This window comes from Mesorhizobium sp. M8A.F.Ca.ET.165.01.1.1 (genome assembly GCF_004792065.1).
Classification (GTDB): domain Bacteria; phylum Pseudomonadota; class Alphaproteobacteria; order Rhizobiales; family Rhizobiaceae; genus Mesorhizobium.
In genome coordinates, this window is the sequence record NZ_SRTH01000012.1 from 169,697 (window position 1) to 186,630 (window position 16,934).

19 protein-coding genes are annotated in these 16,934 nt (G+C 62.8%); 12 read left to right on the forward strand and 7 right to left on the reverse strand.

The genetic code is table 11. The annotated features are described in order from the left end of the window. The first annotated feature begins 222 nt into the window (after window positions 1–222). From pstS to phoB, 6 genes are all read left to right on the forward strand, one after another. Window positions 223–1,278: a phosphate ABC transporter substrate-binding protein PstS gene (pstS, locus tag EN808_RS26460; RefSeq protein WP_135917182.1), complete on the forward strand. Its 1,056-nt coding sequence runs from the start codon at window positions 223–225 to the stop codon at window positions 1,276–1,278. A 66-nt stretch (window positions 1,279–1,344) separates the two neighbouring features. Then, a complete protein-coding gene (gene pstC, locus EN808_RS26465; RefSeq protein ID WP_135917183.1) occupies window positions 1,345–2,328 on the forward strand; it encodes a phosphate ABC transporter permease subunit PstC in 984 nt (327 codons plus the stop codon). A gap of 3 nt (window positions 2,329–2,331) precedes the next feature. Continuing rightward, window positions 2,332–3,183 carry a phosphate ABC transporter permease PstA gene (pstA, locus tag EN808_RS26470; RefSeq protein WP_127277556.1) on the forward strand — a complete coding sequence of 284 codons (852 nt, stop codon included), beginning with the start codon at window positions 2,332–2,334 and terminating at the stop codon, window positions 3,181–3,183. Then, complete coding sequence (gene pstB / locus EN808_RS26475) at window positions 3,180–3,983, forward strand: phosphate ABC transporter ATP-binding protein PstB (RefSeq protein ID WP_127277554.1); 804 nt, start codon at window positions 3,180–3,182, stop codon at window positions 3,981–3,983. The genes pstA and pstB overlap by 4 nt, the downstream gene beginning before the upstream one ends. Window positions 3,984–4,008: 25 nt before the next feature. Beyond that, window positions 4,009–4,716, forward strand: a complete 708-nt coding sequence (gene phoU / locus EN808_RS26480; protein ID WP_127277552.1) for a phosphate signaling complex protein PhoU — start codon at window positions 4,009–4,011, stop codon at window positions 4,714–4,716. A gap of 18 nt (window positions 4,717–4,734) precedes the next feature. Next, window positions 4,735–5,424, forward strand: a complete 690-nt coding sequence (gene phoB, locus EN808_RS26485) for a phosphate regulon transcriptional regulator PhoB (protein ID WP_010911896.1) — start codon at window positions 4,735–4,737, stop codon at window positions 5,422–5,424. Between the two features lie 265 nt (window positions 5,425–5,689). Here the strand turns inward: phoB and EN808_RS26490 are convergent, their stop codons facing one another. Next, window positions 5,690–6,934, reverse strand: a complete 1,245-nt coding sequence (locus tag EN808_RS26490) for an ROK family protein (protein WP_135917184.1) — start codon at window positions 6,932–6,934, stop codon at window positions 5,690–5,692. A 264-nt stretch (window positions 6,935–7,198) separates the two neighbouring features. On the opposite strand from EN808_RS26490, the gene xylF reads away from it, so the two are divergent. The 4 genes from xylF (at window position 7,199) to EN808_RS26510 (ending at window position 12,358) form a co-directional block, all read left to right on the forward strand. Then, entirely contained in the window at window positions 7,199–8,239 is a 1,041-nt protein-coding gene (xylF, locus tag EN808_RS26495) for a D-xylose ABC transporter substrate-binding protein (RefSeq protein WP_127277547.1), read from the forward strand. Between the two features lie 141 nt (window positions 8,240–8,380). Then, window positions 8,381–9,733 carry a sugar ABC transporter permease gene (locus EN808_RS26500; protein ID WP_135917185.1) on the forward strand — a complete coding sequence of 451 codons (1,353 nt, stop codon included), beginning with the start codon at window positions 8,381–8,383 and terminating at the stop codon, window positions 9,731–9,733. Window positions 9,734–9,743: 10 nt separating this feature from the next. Continuing rightward, window positions 9,744–10,568 (forward strand): ATP-binding cassette domain-containing protein, encoded by an 825-nt coding sequence (locus EN808_RS26505; protein ID WP_127277541.1) that lies wholly within the window; start codon window positions 9,744–9,746, stop codon window positions 10,566–10,568. Between the two features lie 149 nt (window positions 10,569–10,717). Further along, window positions 10,718–12,358, forward strand: coding sequence for a CHASE domain-containing protein (locus EN808_RS26510; protein ID WP_135917186.1), 1,641 nt, complete (start codon window positions 10,718–10,720; stop codon window positions 12,356–12,358). A gap of 136 nt (window positions 12,359–12,494) precedes the next feature. Here the strand turns inward: EN808_RS26510 and EN808_RS26515 are convergent, their stop codons facing one another. From EN808_RS26515 to EN808_RS26535, 6 genes are all read right to left on the reverse strand, one after another. Continuing rightward, the gene (locus tag EN808_RS26515; RefSeq protein WP_027141909.1) at window positions 12,495–12,740 is read right to left on the reverse strand and encodes a YMGG-like glycine zipper-containing protein; all 246 of its coding nucleotides are present in this window, start codon (window positions 12,738–12,740) and stop codon (window positions 12,495–12,497) included. Between the two features lie 83 nt (window positions 12,741–12,823). Continuing rightward, window positions 12,824–13,150, reverse strand: a complete 327-nt coding sequence (locus tag EN808_RS26520) for a hypothetical protein (RefSeq protein ID WP_135863092.1) — start codon at window positions 13,148–13,150, stop codon at window positions 12,824–12,826. 105 nt (window positions 13,151–13,255) lie between these two features. After that, window positions 13,256–13,432, reverse strand: coding sequence for a hypothetical protein (locus EN808_RS36455; RefSeq protein WP_167531410.1), 177 nt, complete (start codon window positions 13,430–13,432; stop codon window positions 13,256–13,258). Window positions 13,433–13,564: 132 nt separating this feature from the next. Next, window positions 13,565–14,599 carry a sensor histidine kinase gene (locus EN808_RS26525; protein ID WP_127280181.1) on the reverse strand — a complete coding sequence of 345 codons (1,035 nt, stop codon included), beginning with the start codon at window positions 14,597–14,599 and terminating at the stop codon, window positions 13,565–13,567. Window positions 14,600–14,762: 163 nt separating this feature from the next. Then, window positions 14,763–14,927: a DUF1328 domain-containing protein gene (locus EN808_RS26530; protein ID WP_027031438.1), complete on the reverse strand. Its 165-nt coding sequence runs from the start codon at window positions 14,925–14,927 to the stop codon at window positions 14,763–14,765. Window positions 14,928–15,135: 208 nt separating this feature from the next. After that, window positions 15,136–15,930, reverse strand: coding sequence for a response regulator (locus tag EN808_RS26535; protein ID WP_135917187.1), 795 nt, complete (start codon window positions 15,928–15,930; stop codon window positions 15,136–15,138). A 223-nt stretch (window positions 15,931–16,153) separates the two neighbouring features. On the opposite strand from EN808_RS26535, the gene EN808_RS26540 reads away from it, so the two are divergent. Both EN808_RS26540 and EN808_RS26545 read left to right on the forward strand, forming a co-directional pair. Next, entirely contained in the window at window positions 16,154–16,357 is a 204-nt protein-coding gene (locus EN808_RS26540) for a NepR family anti-sigma factor (protein WP_127280183.1), read from the forward strand. 3 nt (window positions 16,358–16,360) lie between these two features. Then, on the forward strand, window positions 16,361–16,912 hold the full coding sequence (locus tag EN808_RS26545; protein ID WP_010911883.1) for an RNA polymerase sigma factor: 552 nt from the start codon (window positions 16,361–16,363) through the stop codon (window positions 16,910–16,912). Window positions 16,913–16,934: the final 22 nt, after the last annotated feature.

The following is a 16,934-nucleotide window of genomic DNA, read 5'->3' on the forward strand; positions in this document are numbered from 1 at the left end:
CCTGGGTGATTCCAGCCGCCGGACGGCTCAAGCCCCTGATTCCGGCGGTAAACCCGGACCGGGCCGCGAGCGCCGGGCATCAGCGCCTTTCCCGGTGCGGGCGACGCGTTACCGGGCTGACACGAAACTGTCATGCGACTGTTATAATCGAAGGCTATTGGCCTCAGCGGGCGCCGGAGGAAATGGCGCCGAGAGACCATCTTCCGAACAGGAGCAGGCCACATGAGACATTTCATCCGCTCGGCGGCCGTTGCGATTGCAATGGCTGCGGCGTCCACCCTCACCCTTTCCGCAGCAATGGCAGCTGACCTTTCCGGCGCCGGCTCGACCTTCATCTATCCGGTGTTCGCCAAATGGGCCGACACCTACAAGAAGGACACCGGCATCGGCCTCAACTATCAGTCGATCGGCTCGGGCGGCGGCATCAAGCAGGTCATCGCCAAGACCGTGACCTTCGGCGCCACCGACAAGCCGATGTCCGACGCCGATCTGGAAAAGAACGGCCTCGTGCAGTTCCCGATGGTGATGGGCGGCATCGTGCCGATCGTCAACCTCACGGGCATCAAGCCGGGCGAACTCGTCCTCGACGGCAAGACGCTGGCCCAGATCTATCTCGGCGCCATCACCACCTGGGATGACGCCGCGATCAGGGCGCTGAACCCCTCGCTCACCCTGCCGTCGACCGCGATCGCCGTCGTGCATCGTTCGGACGGCTCGGGCACCACCTTCAACTTCACCGACTACCTCGTGAAGCTCTCGCCCGACTGGAAGGACAAGGTTGGTTCGGACACGGCTGTCGAATGGCCGACCGGCGTCGGCGCCAAGGGCAGCGAAGGCGTTGCCAACACCGTCAAGCAGACCGACGGCGGCATCGGCTACGTCGAATATGCCTATGCCAAGCAGAACAAGCTGTCCTACTCCAAGATGCTGAATGCAGCCGGCAAGGTCGTCGAGCCGTCGCTCGAGTCCTTCGGCGCCGCCGCTTCGAATGCCGACTTCAAGACTGCCAAGAACTTCAACGTCATCATCACCAACGAGCCCGGCGACGCCACCTGGCCGATCGCCGCCTCGACCTGGGTGCTGATCCACAAGGCTCCGGACGATGCCGCCGCCACCGGCGAAGCGCTGAAGTTCTTTGCCTGGGCCTACAAGGACGGCAAGGAAACCGCCAAGGCGCTCGACTACGTGTCGATCCCCGACAGCGTCGTCGACCTGATCAAGGCTTCGTGGAAGGCCGACATCCAGGCCGGCGGCAAGCCGGTCTACGCTGGCGAGTAACATCACCCGAAGGAGCGCCGCTTTACGCGGCGCTCCTTTTTCTCAACACAAAGAGCCGAGCTTGACATGAGTGCTGTCCAGGAAGCCTTGCCAGCCATCAAGGGCTCGCGCGATGCCATCGTCAGACGTTTCGCGCTGACGGACACGATCTTCCATGCGGCGACCCGTGCCGCCGCGATCCTGGTTCTGGTCCTGCTTGGCGGCGTCGCCATCTCGTTGTTTGCCGGTTCCTGGCAAGCGCTCTCAACCTTCGGCTTCTCCTTTCTGACCACGGAAAGCTGGAACCCGGTGACCGAGAAATTCGGTGCGCTGGCGCCCATCTACGGCACCATCATCACATCCGCCATCGCCATCCTGATTGCCGTGCCGCTCGGCATTGGCATCGCGATCTTTCTCACCGAACTTTGCCCGCGCGCATTGCGGCGCCCGATTGGTATGGCGGTCGAACTGCTCGCCGGCATCCCCTCGATCATCTACGGGATCTGGGGCCTGTTCGTGCTGGCACCGTTCCTGCAGACGACGGTGCAACCCTTTATCATCTGGCTGTTCCATGGTGTTCCCGGGCTCAACAATCTGTTTGCCGGCCCGCCCTATGGTATCGGCCTGCTCACCTCGGCGATGATCCTCGCCATCATGATCCTGCCTTTCATCACCTCGATCACCAAGGACGTGTTCGACACGGTGCCGTCGGTGCTGAAAGAGTCGGCCTACGGCATCGGTTGCACGACCTGGGAAGTGACGCGGCGCGTGGTCATTCCCTATACCCGGATCGGTATCATGGGCGGCGTCATGCTCGCCCTTGGCCGTGCGCTCGGCGAAACGATGGCCGTCACTTTCGTCATCGGCAACGCGCACCGCATCTCGACTTCGCTGTTCGCGCCCGCCACGACGATCTCGGCGACCATCGCCAACGAATTCACCGAAGCCGTTGGCGATCTCTACACCTCCTCGCTGGTGGCGCTCGGCCTGATCCTGTTCGTCATCACCTTCCTCATCCTTGCCATCGCACGCTACATGCTGATGCGCATCGACGCCCATACGGGAGCCTGACCGATGTCCACAGCCGCATCGCTTCACCAAAGCCGCAAGCGCAGGAATGGCGTGATGATGACGCTGTGCGTCGTCGCCGCCGGCATTGGCCTCGCCTGGCTGGCGCTTATCCTCGGCGCGCTGCTCTACAAGGGCCTGTCCGGCGTCTCGCTGGCCGTGTTCACCGAAATGACGCCTCCGCCCGGCGACGCCGGCGGCCTGCTCAATGCCATCTACGGCAGCGTGGTGATGACGATCATCGCCGTGATCGTCGGCACGCCGATCGGCGTGCTCGCCGGTACCTACATGGCCGAATACGGCCGCTTCTCCAAGCTCACCACCATCGTGCGCTTCATCAACGATATCCTGTTGTCGGCGCCATCGATCATCATCGGCCTGTTCGTCTACGAGCTGATGGTGCGGCCGATGGGACATTTCTCCGCCATTGCCGGCGCCGTTGCGCTGGCCATCCTGGTCATTCCGGTCGTGGTGCGCACCACCGAGGACATGCTCAACCTGGTGCCGAACGCGCTGCGTGAAGCCGGCACCGCGATCGGCGCGCCGCGCTGGGTGGTCATCAAATCTGTCGCTTACCGCGCCGCGCTCTCCGGCATCGTCACCGGCATATTGCTCGCCATCGCCCGCATCTCCGGCGAGACGGCGCCGCTGCTCTTCACCGCGCTCAACAACCAGTTCTGGTCGAGCAATCTCAACGCGCCGATGGCCAGCCTGCCTGTCACCATCTTCCAGTTCGCTCTCAGCCCCTATGAGGAATGGCAGCAACTGGCATGGACCGGCGCACTCATAATCACCCTGACGGTTCTCGGCCTGAGCATTTTCGCCCGCAGCCTTACCGGACGCAGAGAGGACAGATGAAACCGATGTTGTCCACCGAGTTGAACACGCCCGAAGTGGCCGTGGATAAGGCCAAGATCGAGGTCAAGAACCTCAACTTCTACTACGGCCAGTCGAAGGCGTTGAAGGATATCAGCCTGTCGCTGCCCGAGCGCAGCGTCACCGCCTTCATCGGCCCGTCGGGCTGCGGGAAGTCGACGCTGCTGCGCGTCTTCAACCGCATCTACGAGCTCTACCCGAAGCAGAGCGCCGACGGCCAGGTGCTGCTCGACGGCCAGAACATCCTCGACCGCTCGCAGGATCTCAATCTCCTGCGCACCAAGATCGGCATGGTGTTCCAGAAGCCGACGCCGTTCCCGATGTCGATCTACGAGAACATCGCTTTCGGCGTCCGTCTCTACGAGAAGATCAGCAAGTCCGAGATGGACGGCCGTGTCGAACAGGCGCTGAAGCGCGCGGCATTGTGGACCGAGGTCAAGGACAAGCTCAACGCCAGCGGCCTCAGCCTGTCGGGCGGCCAGCAGCAGCGTCTTTGCATCGCCCGCACCGTGGCGGTGAAGCCGGAAGTCATCCTGCTCGACGAACCAGCCTCGGCGCTCGATCCGCTGTCGACCGCCAAGATCGAGGAACTGATCGACGAGCTGCAGGCCGACTATACGATCGTCATCGTCACCCACAACATGCAGCAGGCGGCGCGCGTGTCGCGCCAGACGGCGTTCATGTATCTGGGCGAACTGGTCGAATTCGACAAGACCGAGAAGATCTTCACGTCGCCTCGCGAGAAGCGCACGCAGGACTACATCACCGGCCGCTTCGGCTGATATCACGCATACGAGGACCAGGATCATGGCCGAACACACAGTCGCAGCCTTCGATGAGGATCTCGGACAGATCAGCAGGCTGATCAGCGACATGGGCGATCTCGCCGGCACGATGGTCGGCGGCGCCACCAAGGCTCTGCTGAATTCCGACAACGCGCTGGCACAGCGCGTCGTCTCCGACGACGCCATCATGGATGCGCGCCAGCGCGAACTCGACGACCGCGCCATCACCCTGATCGCCAAGCGCCAGCCGATGGCCGACGATCTGCGTCATGTCGTCGGCTCGATCCGCATGGCGGGCGACCTCGAGCGCATCGGCGACCTTGCCAAGAACATCGCCAAGCGTGTCGGTTCCGTCGGTCTCACCGCGACGCCGCGCGACCTGTCGCACTCGATCGACTCCATGGCGCAGCTGGTGCTGATCCAGGTGCAGGGCGTGGTCGAGGAATATGCGGCCGGCGATGCCGCCGCCCTCGCCAAGCTCAGGAATGACGACGAACGCATCGACGTCAAATACACCTCGGTGTTCCGCGAACTGCTGACCTACATGATGGAGGATCCGCGCAACATCACGGCTTGCACGCATCTCTTGTTCTGCGCCAAGAATCTCGAGCGCATCGGCGACCATGTGACCAACATCGCCGAGAATGCGTATTATGTGCTGACCGGAACGCAACTGCCCGCCAATCGTCCGAAGCAGGACGAGACGGCGATGTCGGCGCCGGCGGCTTGACGATAGGATGATCTGCCAATGATCGCGCCACGCATCATGGTGGTGGAGGACGAGGAGCCGCTCGGCGTGCTCCTCCGCTACAATCTGGAATCGGAAGGCTACCAGGTCGAGGTGGTGACGCGCGGCGACGAAGCCGAGATCCGCCTCCAGGAGAATGTGCCCGACCTCCTGGTGCTCGACTGGATGGTGCCGGCTGTTTCCGGCATCGAACTCTGTCGGCGCCTGCGAATGCGGCCCGAGACCGAGAGGTTGCCGATCATCATGCTCACGGCGCGCGGTGAGGAGAGCGACCGCGTGCGTGGCCTTTCGACCGGCGCCGACGACTATCTGGTCAAGCCGTTCTCGACGCCGGAATTCATGGCCCGGGTCAAGGCGCTGCTGCGTCGCGCCAAGCCGGAAGTGCTGTCCAGCGTGCTCAAGGTCGGCGACATCGTGCTCGACCGTGAATCGCACCGGGTCTATCGCAAGAAGAGCGAAATCCGGCTCGGACCGACCGAGTTCCGGCTGCTCGAATTCATGATGCGCCATCCCGGCCGGGTGTTCTCGCGCAGCCAGTTGCTCGACAATGTCTGGGGCGAGACGATCTATATCGACGAGCGCACGGTGGACGTGCATGTCGGTCGCCTGCGCAAGGCGGTCAACAATGGCCGCATGCCCGACGTCATCCGCACCATCCGCGGCGCGGGCTACGCGATCAGGGAAGACTAGGTCGAGGGCGGCTACGCCCCTGACTTCGTCATCCACGAGCGGAGCAAGGAGCGAAGCGACGCGGCGCAGACCCGAGGATCCATGCCGGGACCTCGACGCGTCGCCGCAGTGCAGAATTCTGCGCCGTTGCACTCTACGATCGAGGTCACGGCATGGATCCCAGGGTCTCCGCGACGCCGCTTCGCGGCTGCTCCGCCCAGGGATGACGACCTTGAGGGCGCTCGGCCAACCTCCAGCATTGGTGGTGATTCACCGGAGCGTTCGCTCAGGCCACGCTCTTCCCAGCACTGCCTCTCGCCTGCACGCCCGGCGCGAAAATCTCCTGGTCGACGAAGGTCAAGGCGCGCATGGCGCAGCCTTCGCGAATCAGCGGCAGTTCGTTCGGCTCGGTGTCGAAGGAAATCGATTCCGAATGCTGGCCGCCGGCGGTCTGGGCGATGGCCTCGCGCAAGGCCGGCTCGATCAGATCGAAGGCGGCGGCACTGACACCGACCATGGCGACCGGCGCCGGGTCGATCAGCGCGAACAGGCTGCCCAGCCCATAGCCCAGCGCCTCGCCCGCCTTGCGATAGGCTTCGCGCTCCGGTCCGTCTTTCTCCCTTGCCGTCGCGGCGAGTGTCCGCATCTGCGCGTCGCTGACATCGGCGACCGGTTCGGCGTCCTCGCCAAGCTGCCTGGCATTACGCCAGATGGCATAGTTGCCGGCATAGGCCTCGACGCAGCCGCGCCGCCCGCAACGGCAGAGCGCGCCGCCCGGGCGATGGATCATGTGGCCGAATTCGCCGCCCGATGAATGGGTGCCGGTGAACAGTTCGCCCTTGAGCACCAGGCCCATGCCGATGCCGTGCGAGAGCAGGATGGCGATGAAGTCGTCGCGGTAGCGTTGAGGGTCGCGCCAGCGCAACGCCACCGCCATCATGTTGCAGTCGTTCTCCATGGTGGCGGGGATGCCGAATTCGGCTTCGAGTATGTCGGCGAAGGCAATGTCCGTCTGCGGCGTGATCGGCGACCACAGCATGGCACGCGCCTCGGTGTCGGTGATGCCCTGGATCGCCAGCGCGATGCGGGCAACACTGCGGACATCGAGATCGGGGTCCTCGATGCGGCGGCGCACTATTGCCGTGCATTCGCCGATCAGAGCCTCGCGCGACATGGTCAGCGTGTCCAGCCGGCGCTGTTCCTCGGCGACCACCTGGCCGGCATAATCGATGACGGCGACGGATAGGAAATTCAGCGACAGCACCACGGTCATCACAGCCGCGGCCTCGGGGTTGAGGCCGAGGCCAACCTGCGGCCGGCCGCGTTTGAGTGAGCCGGCCTCGTTCGGCTTGCCTTCGGTCAGGATACCTTCGCCGATCAGGTCGGCGGATATCGCCGATATGGTCGAGTGGCTGAGGCCAGTGGTGGCGGCGATCTCGGTGCGCGAGGGCTGACCATCCCGGCGCACGGCTGCAATCACCATTGCGCGGTTGCGCCGGCGCAGATCGTCGTGGCGGATTCCCACCGACATGCTTTCCCTCCCGGTTGCCGCGGTTCTTGATCCCCCTCGAATACCTCCGGCAACAGGGTCAAACACTGGCAGAAGCGGCCGGTGCTGTCATTTATTTATTGCGAGGCTCGAAAAAAAATTTCCGGCACCTCAAAATCCATCAGAATCGATGTTGACAGTGTTCCGGTGATGGACCAGTGTTTTTTCGAGGCTCGAAAAAATAGAGCCTTTGTGCCGGCCTTCGGGCCAGTTTGGTCGCGCCATACGCGGCGCAGGGAGGATATCATGAAGAGATTCACAGCCGCCATCCTGGCGGGTGTCGCCATGTCGCTGACACTGGTGTCGGTCGCGCAGGCGAAGGACAAGGTCATCGGCGTTTCCTGGTCCAACTTCCAGGAAGAGCGCTGGAAGACCGACGAGGCCGCCATGAAGAAGGCGATCGAGGCCGCGGGCGACAAGTACATTTCCGCCGATGCGCAGTCCAATCCCGGCAAGCAGCTGACCGATGTCGAGAGCCTGATTTCGCAGGGCGCCAATTCGCTGATCATCCTGGCGCAGGATGCCTCGGCCATCGGTCCGGCGGTGCAGAAAGCGCTCGACGAGGGCATTCCGGTCGTCGGCTATGACCGCCTGATCGAAAACAAGGACGTCTTCTACCTGACCTTCGACAACAAGGAAGTCGGCCGCATGCAGGCCCGCGAAGTGTTCAAGGTGAAGCCTGAAGGCAACTACGTCTTCATCAAGGGCTCGGGTGCCGACCCGAATGCCGACTTCCTGTTCTCGGGCTCGATGGAAGTGCTGAAGGAAGCCATCGACTCGGGCAAGATCAAGAATGTCGGCGAGGCCTATACGGACGGCTGGCTGCCCGCCAACGCCCAGAAGAACATGGAGCAGTTCCTCACCGCCAATGACAACAAGGTCGACGCGGTGGTCGCGGCCAATGACGGCACCGCCGGCGGCGTCGTCGCGGCGCTGACGGCGCAGGGGCTCGCCGGCACCGTGCCGGTCTCTGGCCAGGACGGCGACCACGCCGCGCTCAACCGCATCGCGCTCGGCACCCAGACCGTGTCGGTGTGGAAGGACGCCCGTGAACTCGGCAAGAACGCCGCCGAGATCGCCTCGCAGCTCGCCGACGGCAAGAAGATGACCGACATCGCCGGCGTGAAGGACTTCACGACGCCTGGCGGCAACACCGTCAAGTCGCTGTTCCTGACCCCGGTCGCCATCACCAAGGATAATCTCAACCTCGTCATCGACGCCGGCTGGATCAAGAAGGACGAAGTCTGCGCGGGCGTCGCCGCCGGCAGCGTTGCGGCCTGCAACTGAGTTTGACCGCTTGAAGAAATGAAGGCGCCGCGGCCCAAAGCCGCGGCGTTTTCTCAAAAAGATTTGTGTTTCCGCATCACGCGGATAGCTTCTAGGCTGGCTTCGGCATCCGCGTAGACGGCCAGCCGGTTGGAGGAAATCATGACCGATACGACGTCCAACCCGCAGGCCGATACCGCGCGCGCCTCGGAACTCGGCGGGGTCGCCCGGTTCCTGAAGGCGACCGAGATCGACACCCGCATGCTCGGCATGATCGGCGCCCTGCTGCTGATCTGGGTCGCGCTGCATGTGATTTCGAGCCTGCGTCTCGGCGTCAATCCGCTCGATTTCGACAGCCGCACGTTTCTCACGCCGCGCAATCTGTGGAACCTGTCGGTGCAGACGTCCGCGGTCGCCATCATGGCTTGTGGCATGGTGCTGGTCATCGTCATGCGCAACATCGACCTGTCCGTCGGTTCCGCCGAGGGCCTGATCGGCATGGTCATGGGTTTTGCGCAGGTGCATTTCCTGGTTCGGTTCGTGGGGCTTGAACTCGGCAACCCATGGATCTGGGTCCTGGCTCTGGTCATCGGCCTGGCGCTCGGCCTTTTGATCGGCGCCTTCCAGGGCTTCGTCATTGCCTATCTCGAAGTGCCGGCCTTCATCGTCACGCTGGGCGGCCTGCTGGTCTGGCGCGGCGCCGCCTGGTGGGTCACGTCAGGCCAGACGGTGGCACCGCTCGACGCCACCTTCCAGCTGATGGGCGGCGGCCCGGCCGGATCGATCGGCGCCACCTGGAGCTGGGTCGTGGGCATCGTCGCCTGCCTGGCCGTCGTGTTCGCGCTGTTCAACGGGCGCGTGCAGCGCAAGCGCTTCCGCTTCCCGCTGCGGCCGGTCTGGGCCGAGACGCTGCTCGGCGCCGTCACCTGCGCCGTCATCATGGGCGCGGTCTGGCTGGCCAACTCCTATCCATGGCCGATCGGCATCGTGAACCGCTACGCGGCCGCCAACAACATCACCGTACCCGAGGGCGGCCTGTTCATCGCCCACGGCATCGCGATACCGGTGCTGATGGCGGTCGCCGTCGGCCTGGTCATGACCTTCATCACCAACCGCACCCGTTTCGGCCGTTATGTCTTTGCCATAGGCGGCAATCCGGAAGCGGCCAATCTCGCCGGCATCAACACGCGCTGGATCACCATGAAGGTGTTCATGATCATGGGCGTGCTGGCCACGATCGCAGCCGCCATTTCGTCGGCCCGGCAGAACTCCTCCACCAATGTGCTTGGCACATTGGACGAGCTGCTCGTCATTGCCGCGGCCGTCATCGGCGGCACGTCGCTTGCCGGCGGCTCGGGAACGATCATCGGCGCCATGCTCGGCGCATTGCTGATGCAGTCGCTGCAGTCGGGCATGGTGCTGCTCGGCGTCGACTCGCCGCTGCAGAGCATCGTCGTCGGCGCCGTGCTGGTCATCGCGGTGTGGCTCGATACCGTCTATCGCAAGCGGGTTTAGGGATACGATCATGGCTGACAAAACCGCTCCCGCAACTGCCCCCGCAACCGCCCCCATGGGCACGCCGCTGGTCGACATGCGCAACATCTCGATCGCCTTCGGCGGCATCCGTGCCGTCGACGACGCGTCGATCGACCTTTTCCCGGGCGAGGTCGTAGCGCTGCTCGGCCACAACGGCGCCGGCAAGTCGACGCTGATCAAGATCCTGTCCGGTGCCTACAAGCGCGATGCCGGCCAGATCTTCGTCAATGGCGAGGAGGCAGCGATCTCCAACCCGCGCGACGCCAAGAAATACGGCATCGAGACGATCTACCAGACGCTGGCGCTGGCCGACAATGTCGATGCCGCCGCCAATCTGTTCCTCGGCCGCGAGCTGATGACCGCCTGGGGCACGCTCGACGACGTCGCCATGGAGGCCGAGGCGCGCAAGGTGATGGGGCGGCTCAATCCCCGCTTCCAGCGCTTCAAGGAGCCGGTGATCAAACTGTCAGGCGGACAGCGGCAGTCGGTGGCGATCGCACGCGCCATCCTGTTCAACGCCCGCATCCTGATCATGGACGAGCCGACGGCGGCACTCGGCCCCCAGGAAACGGCACAGGTCGGCGAACTGGTCAGGCAGCTCAAGTCCGACGGCATCGGCATTTTCCTGATCAGCCACGACATCCACGACGTGTTCGAGCTCGCCGACCGGGTTTGCGTGATGAAGAACGGCCAGGTGGTCGGCACGGCACGCACCACGGACGTCACCCAGGACGAAGTGCTGGGCATGATCATCCTGGGCAAATGTCCTCCAGGTGCCATACCGGGGCCGGGGGCGCTGAGGATCGCCGCCTGAGGCCGGCCGCAGGCCGGCCGGGCCGCTCGGGCACGCCCCGTTGCCGTTCACGTGATATGCCAGTGATCACGATGGCTTGGCCTGACCATTGTGTTGGCCCGGCGACTTGCCCATAAAGGTCCTGTTTTGCTCATGGACCGCATCATCCGTTGAAGAAGCTTTTTCCAATCGTCGCGTTCATAGCCGTTGCATTGATCAGCATGACCATGGCGGGGTTCGCTTATTTCGCGACGCAGGGGGCCGCCCGCATTAAGTTCGAAGGGGCGGCCGATGACGCCCTCAACCGGATCGAGAGCCGCATCGACCTGCATCTGTCGCTGTTGCGCTCGACACAGGCCCTGTTCGATGCGCGCAACGGCGATATTTCCCAGAGCGAGTTCAAGGCCTTCTTCAAGGCGCTGGATATCGACAGCAATTTTGCCGGCCTGCGCGGCATCGGCTTCCTGCGGCTGGTCAAGACGGGCGACGAAGCCGCAGTGGAGCGCGACATCCTCCACGATTTCGGCGCCAGCCATCCGGTCTATCCGGATACGACGCAGCCCTGGCGCACGCCGATAGCCCTTTTCGAGCCGCTGGATCCGTCCAACCAGGCCAGCATCGGCTATGACATGTTCAGCGAGCCGGTGCGGCGCGTGGCGATCGAAAAGGCGATGGCCGACGACCAGCAGCATGCAAGCGGGCTGGTGCAGCTCGGCCAGGGCACGGGCGTCGCGCAGACCTTCACCGGGTTCCTGGTCTTCGTGCGGCTCAATGTAGAAACGGCGCCGGAGGTCATCAACGCATCGCGATCCTCGACCGCCGGCTTTCTCTATGCCGCCTTCCGGGCCCGGGACCTGTTCCAGATCGCGCTGAGCCGTGCGCCGCTGCTGCCGGTCAACACAGAGATTTACGACGGAGCGGTGAACGGCGACAATCTGTTGTTCCGCTCGGAGACGCCACCGGTTTCATCCCTGGGAGACCGGCTGCTGGTCACCCGCAAGATGACCGTGGCGGGGCGCCCTTGGACCGTTTTGTTCAGGCCGACCAGCGCCTTCTCGCAACCCTCGTCGCGCGCCATCCCCGTCATGCTGGGAATGTTCGGCCTGCTCCTGGCCGGTGCCATCGCGCTGGTGGCGCGCTACCAGGAGCGGGCCTATGACGCGGTATCGGCCTTGCATGAGACAACGGAAAAGAGCCTGCTCGAAAAGGACCTGATGCTGCAGGAGATGAAGCATCGCATCAAGAACTCGATCACCAGGGTGCTGGCGATCGCGCGGCAGACGGCGTCGCGGGCCACCGACGTCAATGAGTTCTCCGCTTCCTTCTCGGCCAGGCTGCAGGCGATGGCCGCCTCGCAGGATATGCTGACGCGCTCGCGCTGGCAGAAAGCCGACCTTGCCGATCTGCTGCGAATCGAGCTCGGCCAGGTGTTCGGCAAGGAACTGTCGGAGGGTCTCCTGTCAGGCCCGGAGGTGCTGCTCGACGAAACCACGACGCAGGCGCTTGGCCTGACCTTTCACGAACTCGCCACCAATGCGCTGAAATATGGTGAAGCCGGCAATTCCGCCAATTCCTCCAAGGGAGATTGGGCGCTGAAAGTGAACTGGTCGCTGGAAGGGCGTGGGCGCGAGCGGATGCTGGCGCTGAACTGGCGGGAAGTCGGGAAAAACAGGATCGAGGCGCCGGCCGTAACCGGATTCGGCACCAAACTGATCGACCTCAACGTCACGCGCGAATTGCGCGGCACGATCAAGCGCGATTTCCAGGCTGACGGCCTGAAGGTGGAAATCAGAATTCCGTTGGTCGGCTAAAATCCTGCCGGTCGCCAGCGTCGAACGCTAAGAAAATCCGGAGGCCGGACATGGCCCCCGGATCTGTATTCCATCAGAGCGGTTCAGCGTTTCATGGAATCGCCGAACAGCGCCTGGAAATGCTTCGATCGCTGAATTAGTTGCAGCGGGCCGTGTAGATCCGGCCGCGATGATCGCGATACTGGCAGTAGCCGTTGCGCAGGTTGCGAACCAGCAGGCCGGACCCGGCACCGACGGCCGCGCCGATCAGCGCGCCCTTGCCGCCGCCGACCAATCCGCCTACGCCCGCGCCGATCAAGCCGCCGCCGACGACGTCCTGCTCAGTCGTGGTGCAGCCGCTGACGGCAACCACCGCAACCATGGCAATAAGTATTTTCCGCATAGAGTCACTCCTCACTTGTGTCCACACTTTAGTAAGCTCCAACCGCCATTTAGCACGAAACGATGGCCTTTGCTGCTGCAAATTTATTGTTGGCTAAGGTGGTCTTTTTCTGGGCGGATCGTGTTCGATGCCATGACGAGGTTGGAAATCACCAACGAAGCGTCAAGGCTACCGTCTGGCCGCACCTTCCAGGCAATTTGATCGTAGTCGTCCTCCAGCGCGGGGTCGACCGCGAGGCATTTGGCGACGATATGCTGCGCCTGTCCCTGTACGTCGCCCATCGCGAATGGGCGCTCAGCGGTGCATTCGTCGGCTGTTGCAAAAACACTGACTGGGACCTGCAATTCCCGACATTCGGCCATCGAGTTCGAGCAACCGATCACCAGTAACAACGCGGCTATGTGTTCCATGACAGATGTTCCTCTGGCCGCAATAACGGCCAACATCGTCAAAAAGTTCCTGTCCTTCCAAGGGAGTTACGCGAATACTTGGATGACAACAGGGCAGGACCTAAGTCAGGTCGACTGCCAGACAACGGCCAGCAACATTGTCACGGTCAAGGCAAGAAGGAGCCCCTTCGCCAAACCCTTATCTGCTCGAGGGGGTGTTTCTACGGAGGATTCGGCTTCCAGAAATTCGCCCATCGAAATACGTGCGGCTTGTTCCAGTCTGTTCATGTCGGCGACTGTCAAGACATCCTCCGGTATCGCGCTGCAAGCCTGCAAACAATGTCCGACGGCGGGGCAGGTTCCGGCGGTATCCGGGAAAACAGCATCCGCCCTTATGGTGAATAGCCGGTTAAGAATCGCTGCTTGCCGAGGCTCTCACTGCGTCTCGAAATTGCTGTGCGGAACGACAAGGCGATATTCGAGGTGGCCGCCGCCGATATTGAGGTCCGCGGTTCCGTTCAGGGATGCTGGCACCACCCGCTCCAAGGCGACGCTGCCGAATCGCTTTTGACCGCCGCGATCGTTGTCGGTCCCTATCGTTTCGGCCCATGTCAAAGACAGGGCTAACTCCCCCGTGGCGGCGGCGTCGAGGTTGGCGGTGACCTCGACGAAACCGTCAGGCCGGGACAGGGCGCCATAGCTGACGGAGTTGACGGCGAGTTCGTGCATCGCCAGGCCGATATGCAGCGCGGCGTTGGGATTGAGGTAGGGATTGGCGCCACGGAAGCGCAGGCTGTGCGATGGGTTCGCTCCGTAGCGGCCGACCTGGCTCGCCACCAGCTCATGAAGGGCTGCCCCTCGCCAGTTGGAGGATGTCACCAGATCCTGGGAGGACGCCAGCGACTGCAGCCGGCCGCGGAAGCGCGTCAGGAAGTCGCCGACGCCGTCGGAATAACGACCGGTCTGGGTCGCGATGCTCTGGATGATCGCCAGCAGGTTTTTCGAGCGGTGGCTGACTTCACGCAGCAGCGTCGTCAATGTCTGTTCGCGCCGCTTCTGCTCGGTCGTCTCGACCATGGTGGTGACGACGCCTTGTACATCGCCATCGTCGCCTCGGTCGGCATCGACCCAAATCTGAAACCAGCGGACGCCATTCTCGACCGGAACACTGATTTCAAGGCGCTGAGGATCGCCGGTCGCGACCACATCGTGCTTGGCGGCGCCGATGCGATCGGCCTGCGCCGTCTGCAGGATGCCGTTCCCATCGGCATCGTCGGAAGCCCAGGGCGCGCGCATGTTGCGGGCCCATACGGTCTTCATCTCGCGATCCTGGTAAAGGACGGAAATGCCGGCATTGTGCAGCGCGTGGAGAAGAGCCCGACCAAGCTGCATGCCACTTTCGGCCGGATGCATGGCGATGACTTCATCGCTCCGTGCGCCTTCCGTTCTATCTGAAGTCCTGGAGCGCATTGATCAAATCTGTCCACCCAACTCAGGCTGAACGGCTCACTGTCGAATGGGTTCCCCTAAAAGCGGTCCGCCGGACGGTGTCCATTGAAGGACCCCGCCCGGCGGTGGCTGGAAACCGTTTGAGGGGTGCGGCTTCCAGTGTTCACCTGATGAGCCGTCAGGCTCATGCCCTCTTGAACAGGCCGGCCAGAAGCGAAATGACCAGGAAAGCGAGGAAGATAAAGAACAATATCTGCGCGATTCCGGCGGATGTGCCGGCGATGCCGCCGAAACCAAGCGCGCCGGCAATAATCGCCACGACGAGAAATACGAGCGCCCAGTACAGCATGGTTCATCTCCTTCGAATGATGCGATAAAAACGTGGGTGGATGCGGTTTGTTCCACCATTCGCCGAAAAAGACCGGGCTTGCAAATCGTTCCGGGCAGCGCCGGCTGGAAATTCCCCGGTAGCCGATCCGGCTTGTCAAAAAAGGCCGCCGGATGGGTCGCATCCGGCGGCCTTTTTTTGATCTTGTCCGGCTTCCGGAGGCCGCGATCTATGCGGCAGCCTTGGCCTGCCGATCGAAGAACAGCGCCTGGCTGATCAGCGCCTTCACCATGTCGGGATTGAACGGCTTGGTCACGAGGAAGGCGGGTTCGGGGCGCTCTCCGGTCAGGAGACGCTCGGGAAAGGCGGTGATGAATATCACCGGCACCGATGTCGAGGAGAGGATTTCGTTCACGGCCTCGATGCCTGAGCTGCCGTCGGCGAGCTGAATATCGGCCAGCACCATCTTCGGTCGGGTCTTGCCGAACATCGTCACCGCTTCGGCATGGGTACGCGCCGTTCCTACCACCCGATGACCGAGGCTCTCGACCATCTCCTCTATGTCCATGGCAATCAGCGGTTCATCCTCGATGATCAGCACGTCGGTCGCCACCTGGCGTGAAATCTCGTTGCTTGCCTGGGCAAGCAACTCGGAGAATTGCTGTTCGCCGACATCGAGGATTTCGGCCGCCTCGTCCTCGCTGAAACCTTCGACGGCAACCAGCAGGAAGGCTTGGCGCGGAAGGGGCGCGATGGCATTGAGATTGGCGGCCGCGCGCTGTTCCCACGCCGATTGTGCCTGCTCCTGCGGGACACGGATGGCAACCGATGTGAAGAGCTTGGCGAAAACCTTGTACAAGGCGATCCGGTCACTCGATGCCTCGGGGAAGATCTCGATGTCGGCGATGATGGCTTCGAGCATCGCGGCGACCAGCGCGTCGCCGCTCTCTTGCGATCCCGAGACGGCACGCGAAAAGCGGCGCAGGAACGGCAGGTGCGGTGCGATGGTGGCGGATAAACTCATGGTAAGACGTCTCCCTCAGATGACGCGAGTGAACGGATTGCAGGTCAAGCTTGTTGCAAGTCCCGCTAATACAACGCGGGTTTTCCGAAAAAGTTCCGGCCTATATGGAACGAATAGACGGGAACGGCGTTTGATGTCGGGATGGGCAACCCAGACGAGGGGTGCCGCTTGCCTTGTGTTGTGTTGTTATGGGCGGCTTGGGCGCTGGGACTATAAGGGCGAAATGAAGGATATGACCAAAGATATTTTGGCTGGCGCCGCGGGCAGGCGCCGGAACGGTGCCGGCGACCCGCTGGGGCCGAACTCCGAAATCGGACGCAAACTCAAACAATATTACGACGAGCTGGTCTCCGACAATGTGCCGGATCGCTTCGCCCAGTTGCTCAGCCAACTGGAACAAGCCGAACCCGCACAGAAGAAGGACTAGATCATGGCCGCGGTCTCCCAAGGCTTCAAGACCGATCTGCTTGGGGCAATCCCGAGCTTGCGGGCCTTTGCCGTGTCGCTGACGCAGAATGCCGACAAGGCCGATGACCTCGTTCAGGAAACGCTGGTCAAGGCCTGGGACAAGCATGAGAGCTTCCAGCCTGGCACCAATCTCAAGGCATGGCTTTTCACGATCCTGCGCAACGAATTCTATTCGCAGATGCGCAAGCGCGGCCGCGAGGTGCAGGACAGCGACGGCATCATGACGGCCCGGCTTGCGGTGCATCCGGCACAGCACGGCCAGCTCGACCTCAAGGATTTTCGCGGCGCCCTCGAGCAATTGCCGGAGGACCAGCGCGAAGCCATCATCCTGATCGGCGCATCGGGATTCTCCTACGAGGAGGCCGCCGAAATCTGCGGTTGCGCGGTTGGAACGATCAAGAGCCGCGTCAGCAGGGCTCGTACACGCCTTCAGGAAATCCTGAAAATCTCCGGCGAGGACGAGTATGGTCCCGATGCGATCTCCGCCCAGGTCACGGGCACGGCGGCACATTGAAATACGGGCTGCATCACTGCAA

Bases quoted from the DNA above. Each gene is read 5' to 3' on its own strand.
- EN808_RS26540 (WP_127280183.1), top strand. From the start codon at position 16,154: ATGAAGGATATGACCAAAGATATTTTGGCTGGCGCCGCGGGCAGGCGC.
- pstA (WP_127277556.1), top strand. From the start codon at position 2,332: ATGTCCACAGCCGCATCGCTTCACCAAAGCCGCAAGCGCAGGAATGGC.
- phoB (WP_010911896.1), top strand. From the start codon at position 4,735: ATGATCGCGCCACGCATCATGGTGGTGGAGGACGAGGAGCCGCTCGGC.
- pstS (WP_135917182.1), top strand. From the start codon at position 223: ATGAGACATTTCATCCGCTCGGCGGCCGTTGCGATTGCAATGGCTGCG.
- EN808_RS26515 (WP_027141909.1), bottom strand. From the start codon at position 12,740: ATGCGGAAAATACTTATTGCCATGGTTGCGGTGGTTGCCGTCAGCGGC.
- EN808_RS26535 (WP_135917187.1), bottom strand. From the start codon at position 15,930: ATGAGTTTATCCGCCACCATCGCACCGCACCTGCCGTTCCTGCGCCGC.
- EN808_RS26500 (WP_135917185.1), top strand. From the start codon at position 8,381: ATGACCGATACGACGTCCAACCCGCAGGCCGATACCGCGCGCGCCTCG.
- pstB (WP_127277554.1), top strand. From the start codon at position 3,180: ATGAAACCGATGTTGTCCACCGAGTTGAACACGCCCGAAGTGGCCGTG.
- xylF (WP_127277547.1), top strand. From the start codon at position 7,199: ATGAAGAGATTCACAGCCGCCATCCTGGCGGGTGTCGCCATGTCGCTG.
- EN808_RS26525 (WP_127280181.1), bottom strand. From the start codon at position 14,599: ATGCGCTCCAGGACTTCAGATAGAACGGAAGGCGCACGGAGCGATGAA.
- EN808_RS26545 (WP_010911883.1), top strand. From the start codon at position 16,361: ATGGCCGCGGTCTCCCAAGGCTTCAAGACCGATCTGCTTGGGGCAATC.
- EN808_RS26505 (WP_127277541.1), top strand. From the start codon at position 9,744: ATGGCTGACAAAACCGCTCCCGCAACTGCCCCCGCAACCGCCCCCATG.
- EN808_RS26490 (WP_135917184.1), bottom strand. From the start codon at position 6,934: ATGTCGGTGGGAATCCGCCACGACGATCTGCGCCGGCGCAACCGCGCA.
- EN808_RS26530 (WP_027031438.1), bottom strand. From the start codon at position 14,927: ATGCTGTACTGGGCGCTCGTATTTCTCGTCGTGGCGATTATTGCCGGC.
- EN808_RS26520 (WP_135863092.1), bottom strand. From the start codon at position 13,150: ATGGAACACATAGCCGCGTTGTTACTGGTGATCGGTTGCTCGAACTCG.
- pstC (WP_135917183.1), top strand. From the start codon at position 1,345: ATGAGTGCTGTCCAGGAAGCCTTGCCAGCCATCAAGGGCTCGCGCGAT.
- phoU (WP_127277552.1), top strand. From the start codon at position 4,009: ATGGCCGAACACACAGTCGCAGCCTTCGATGAGGATCTCGGACAGATC.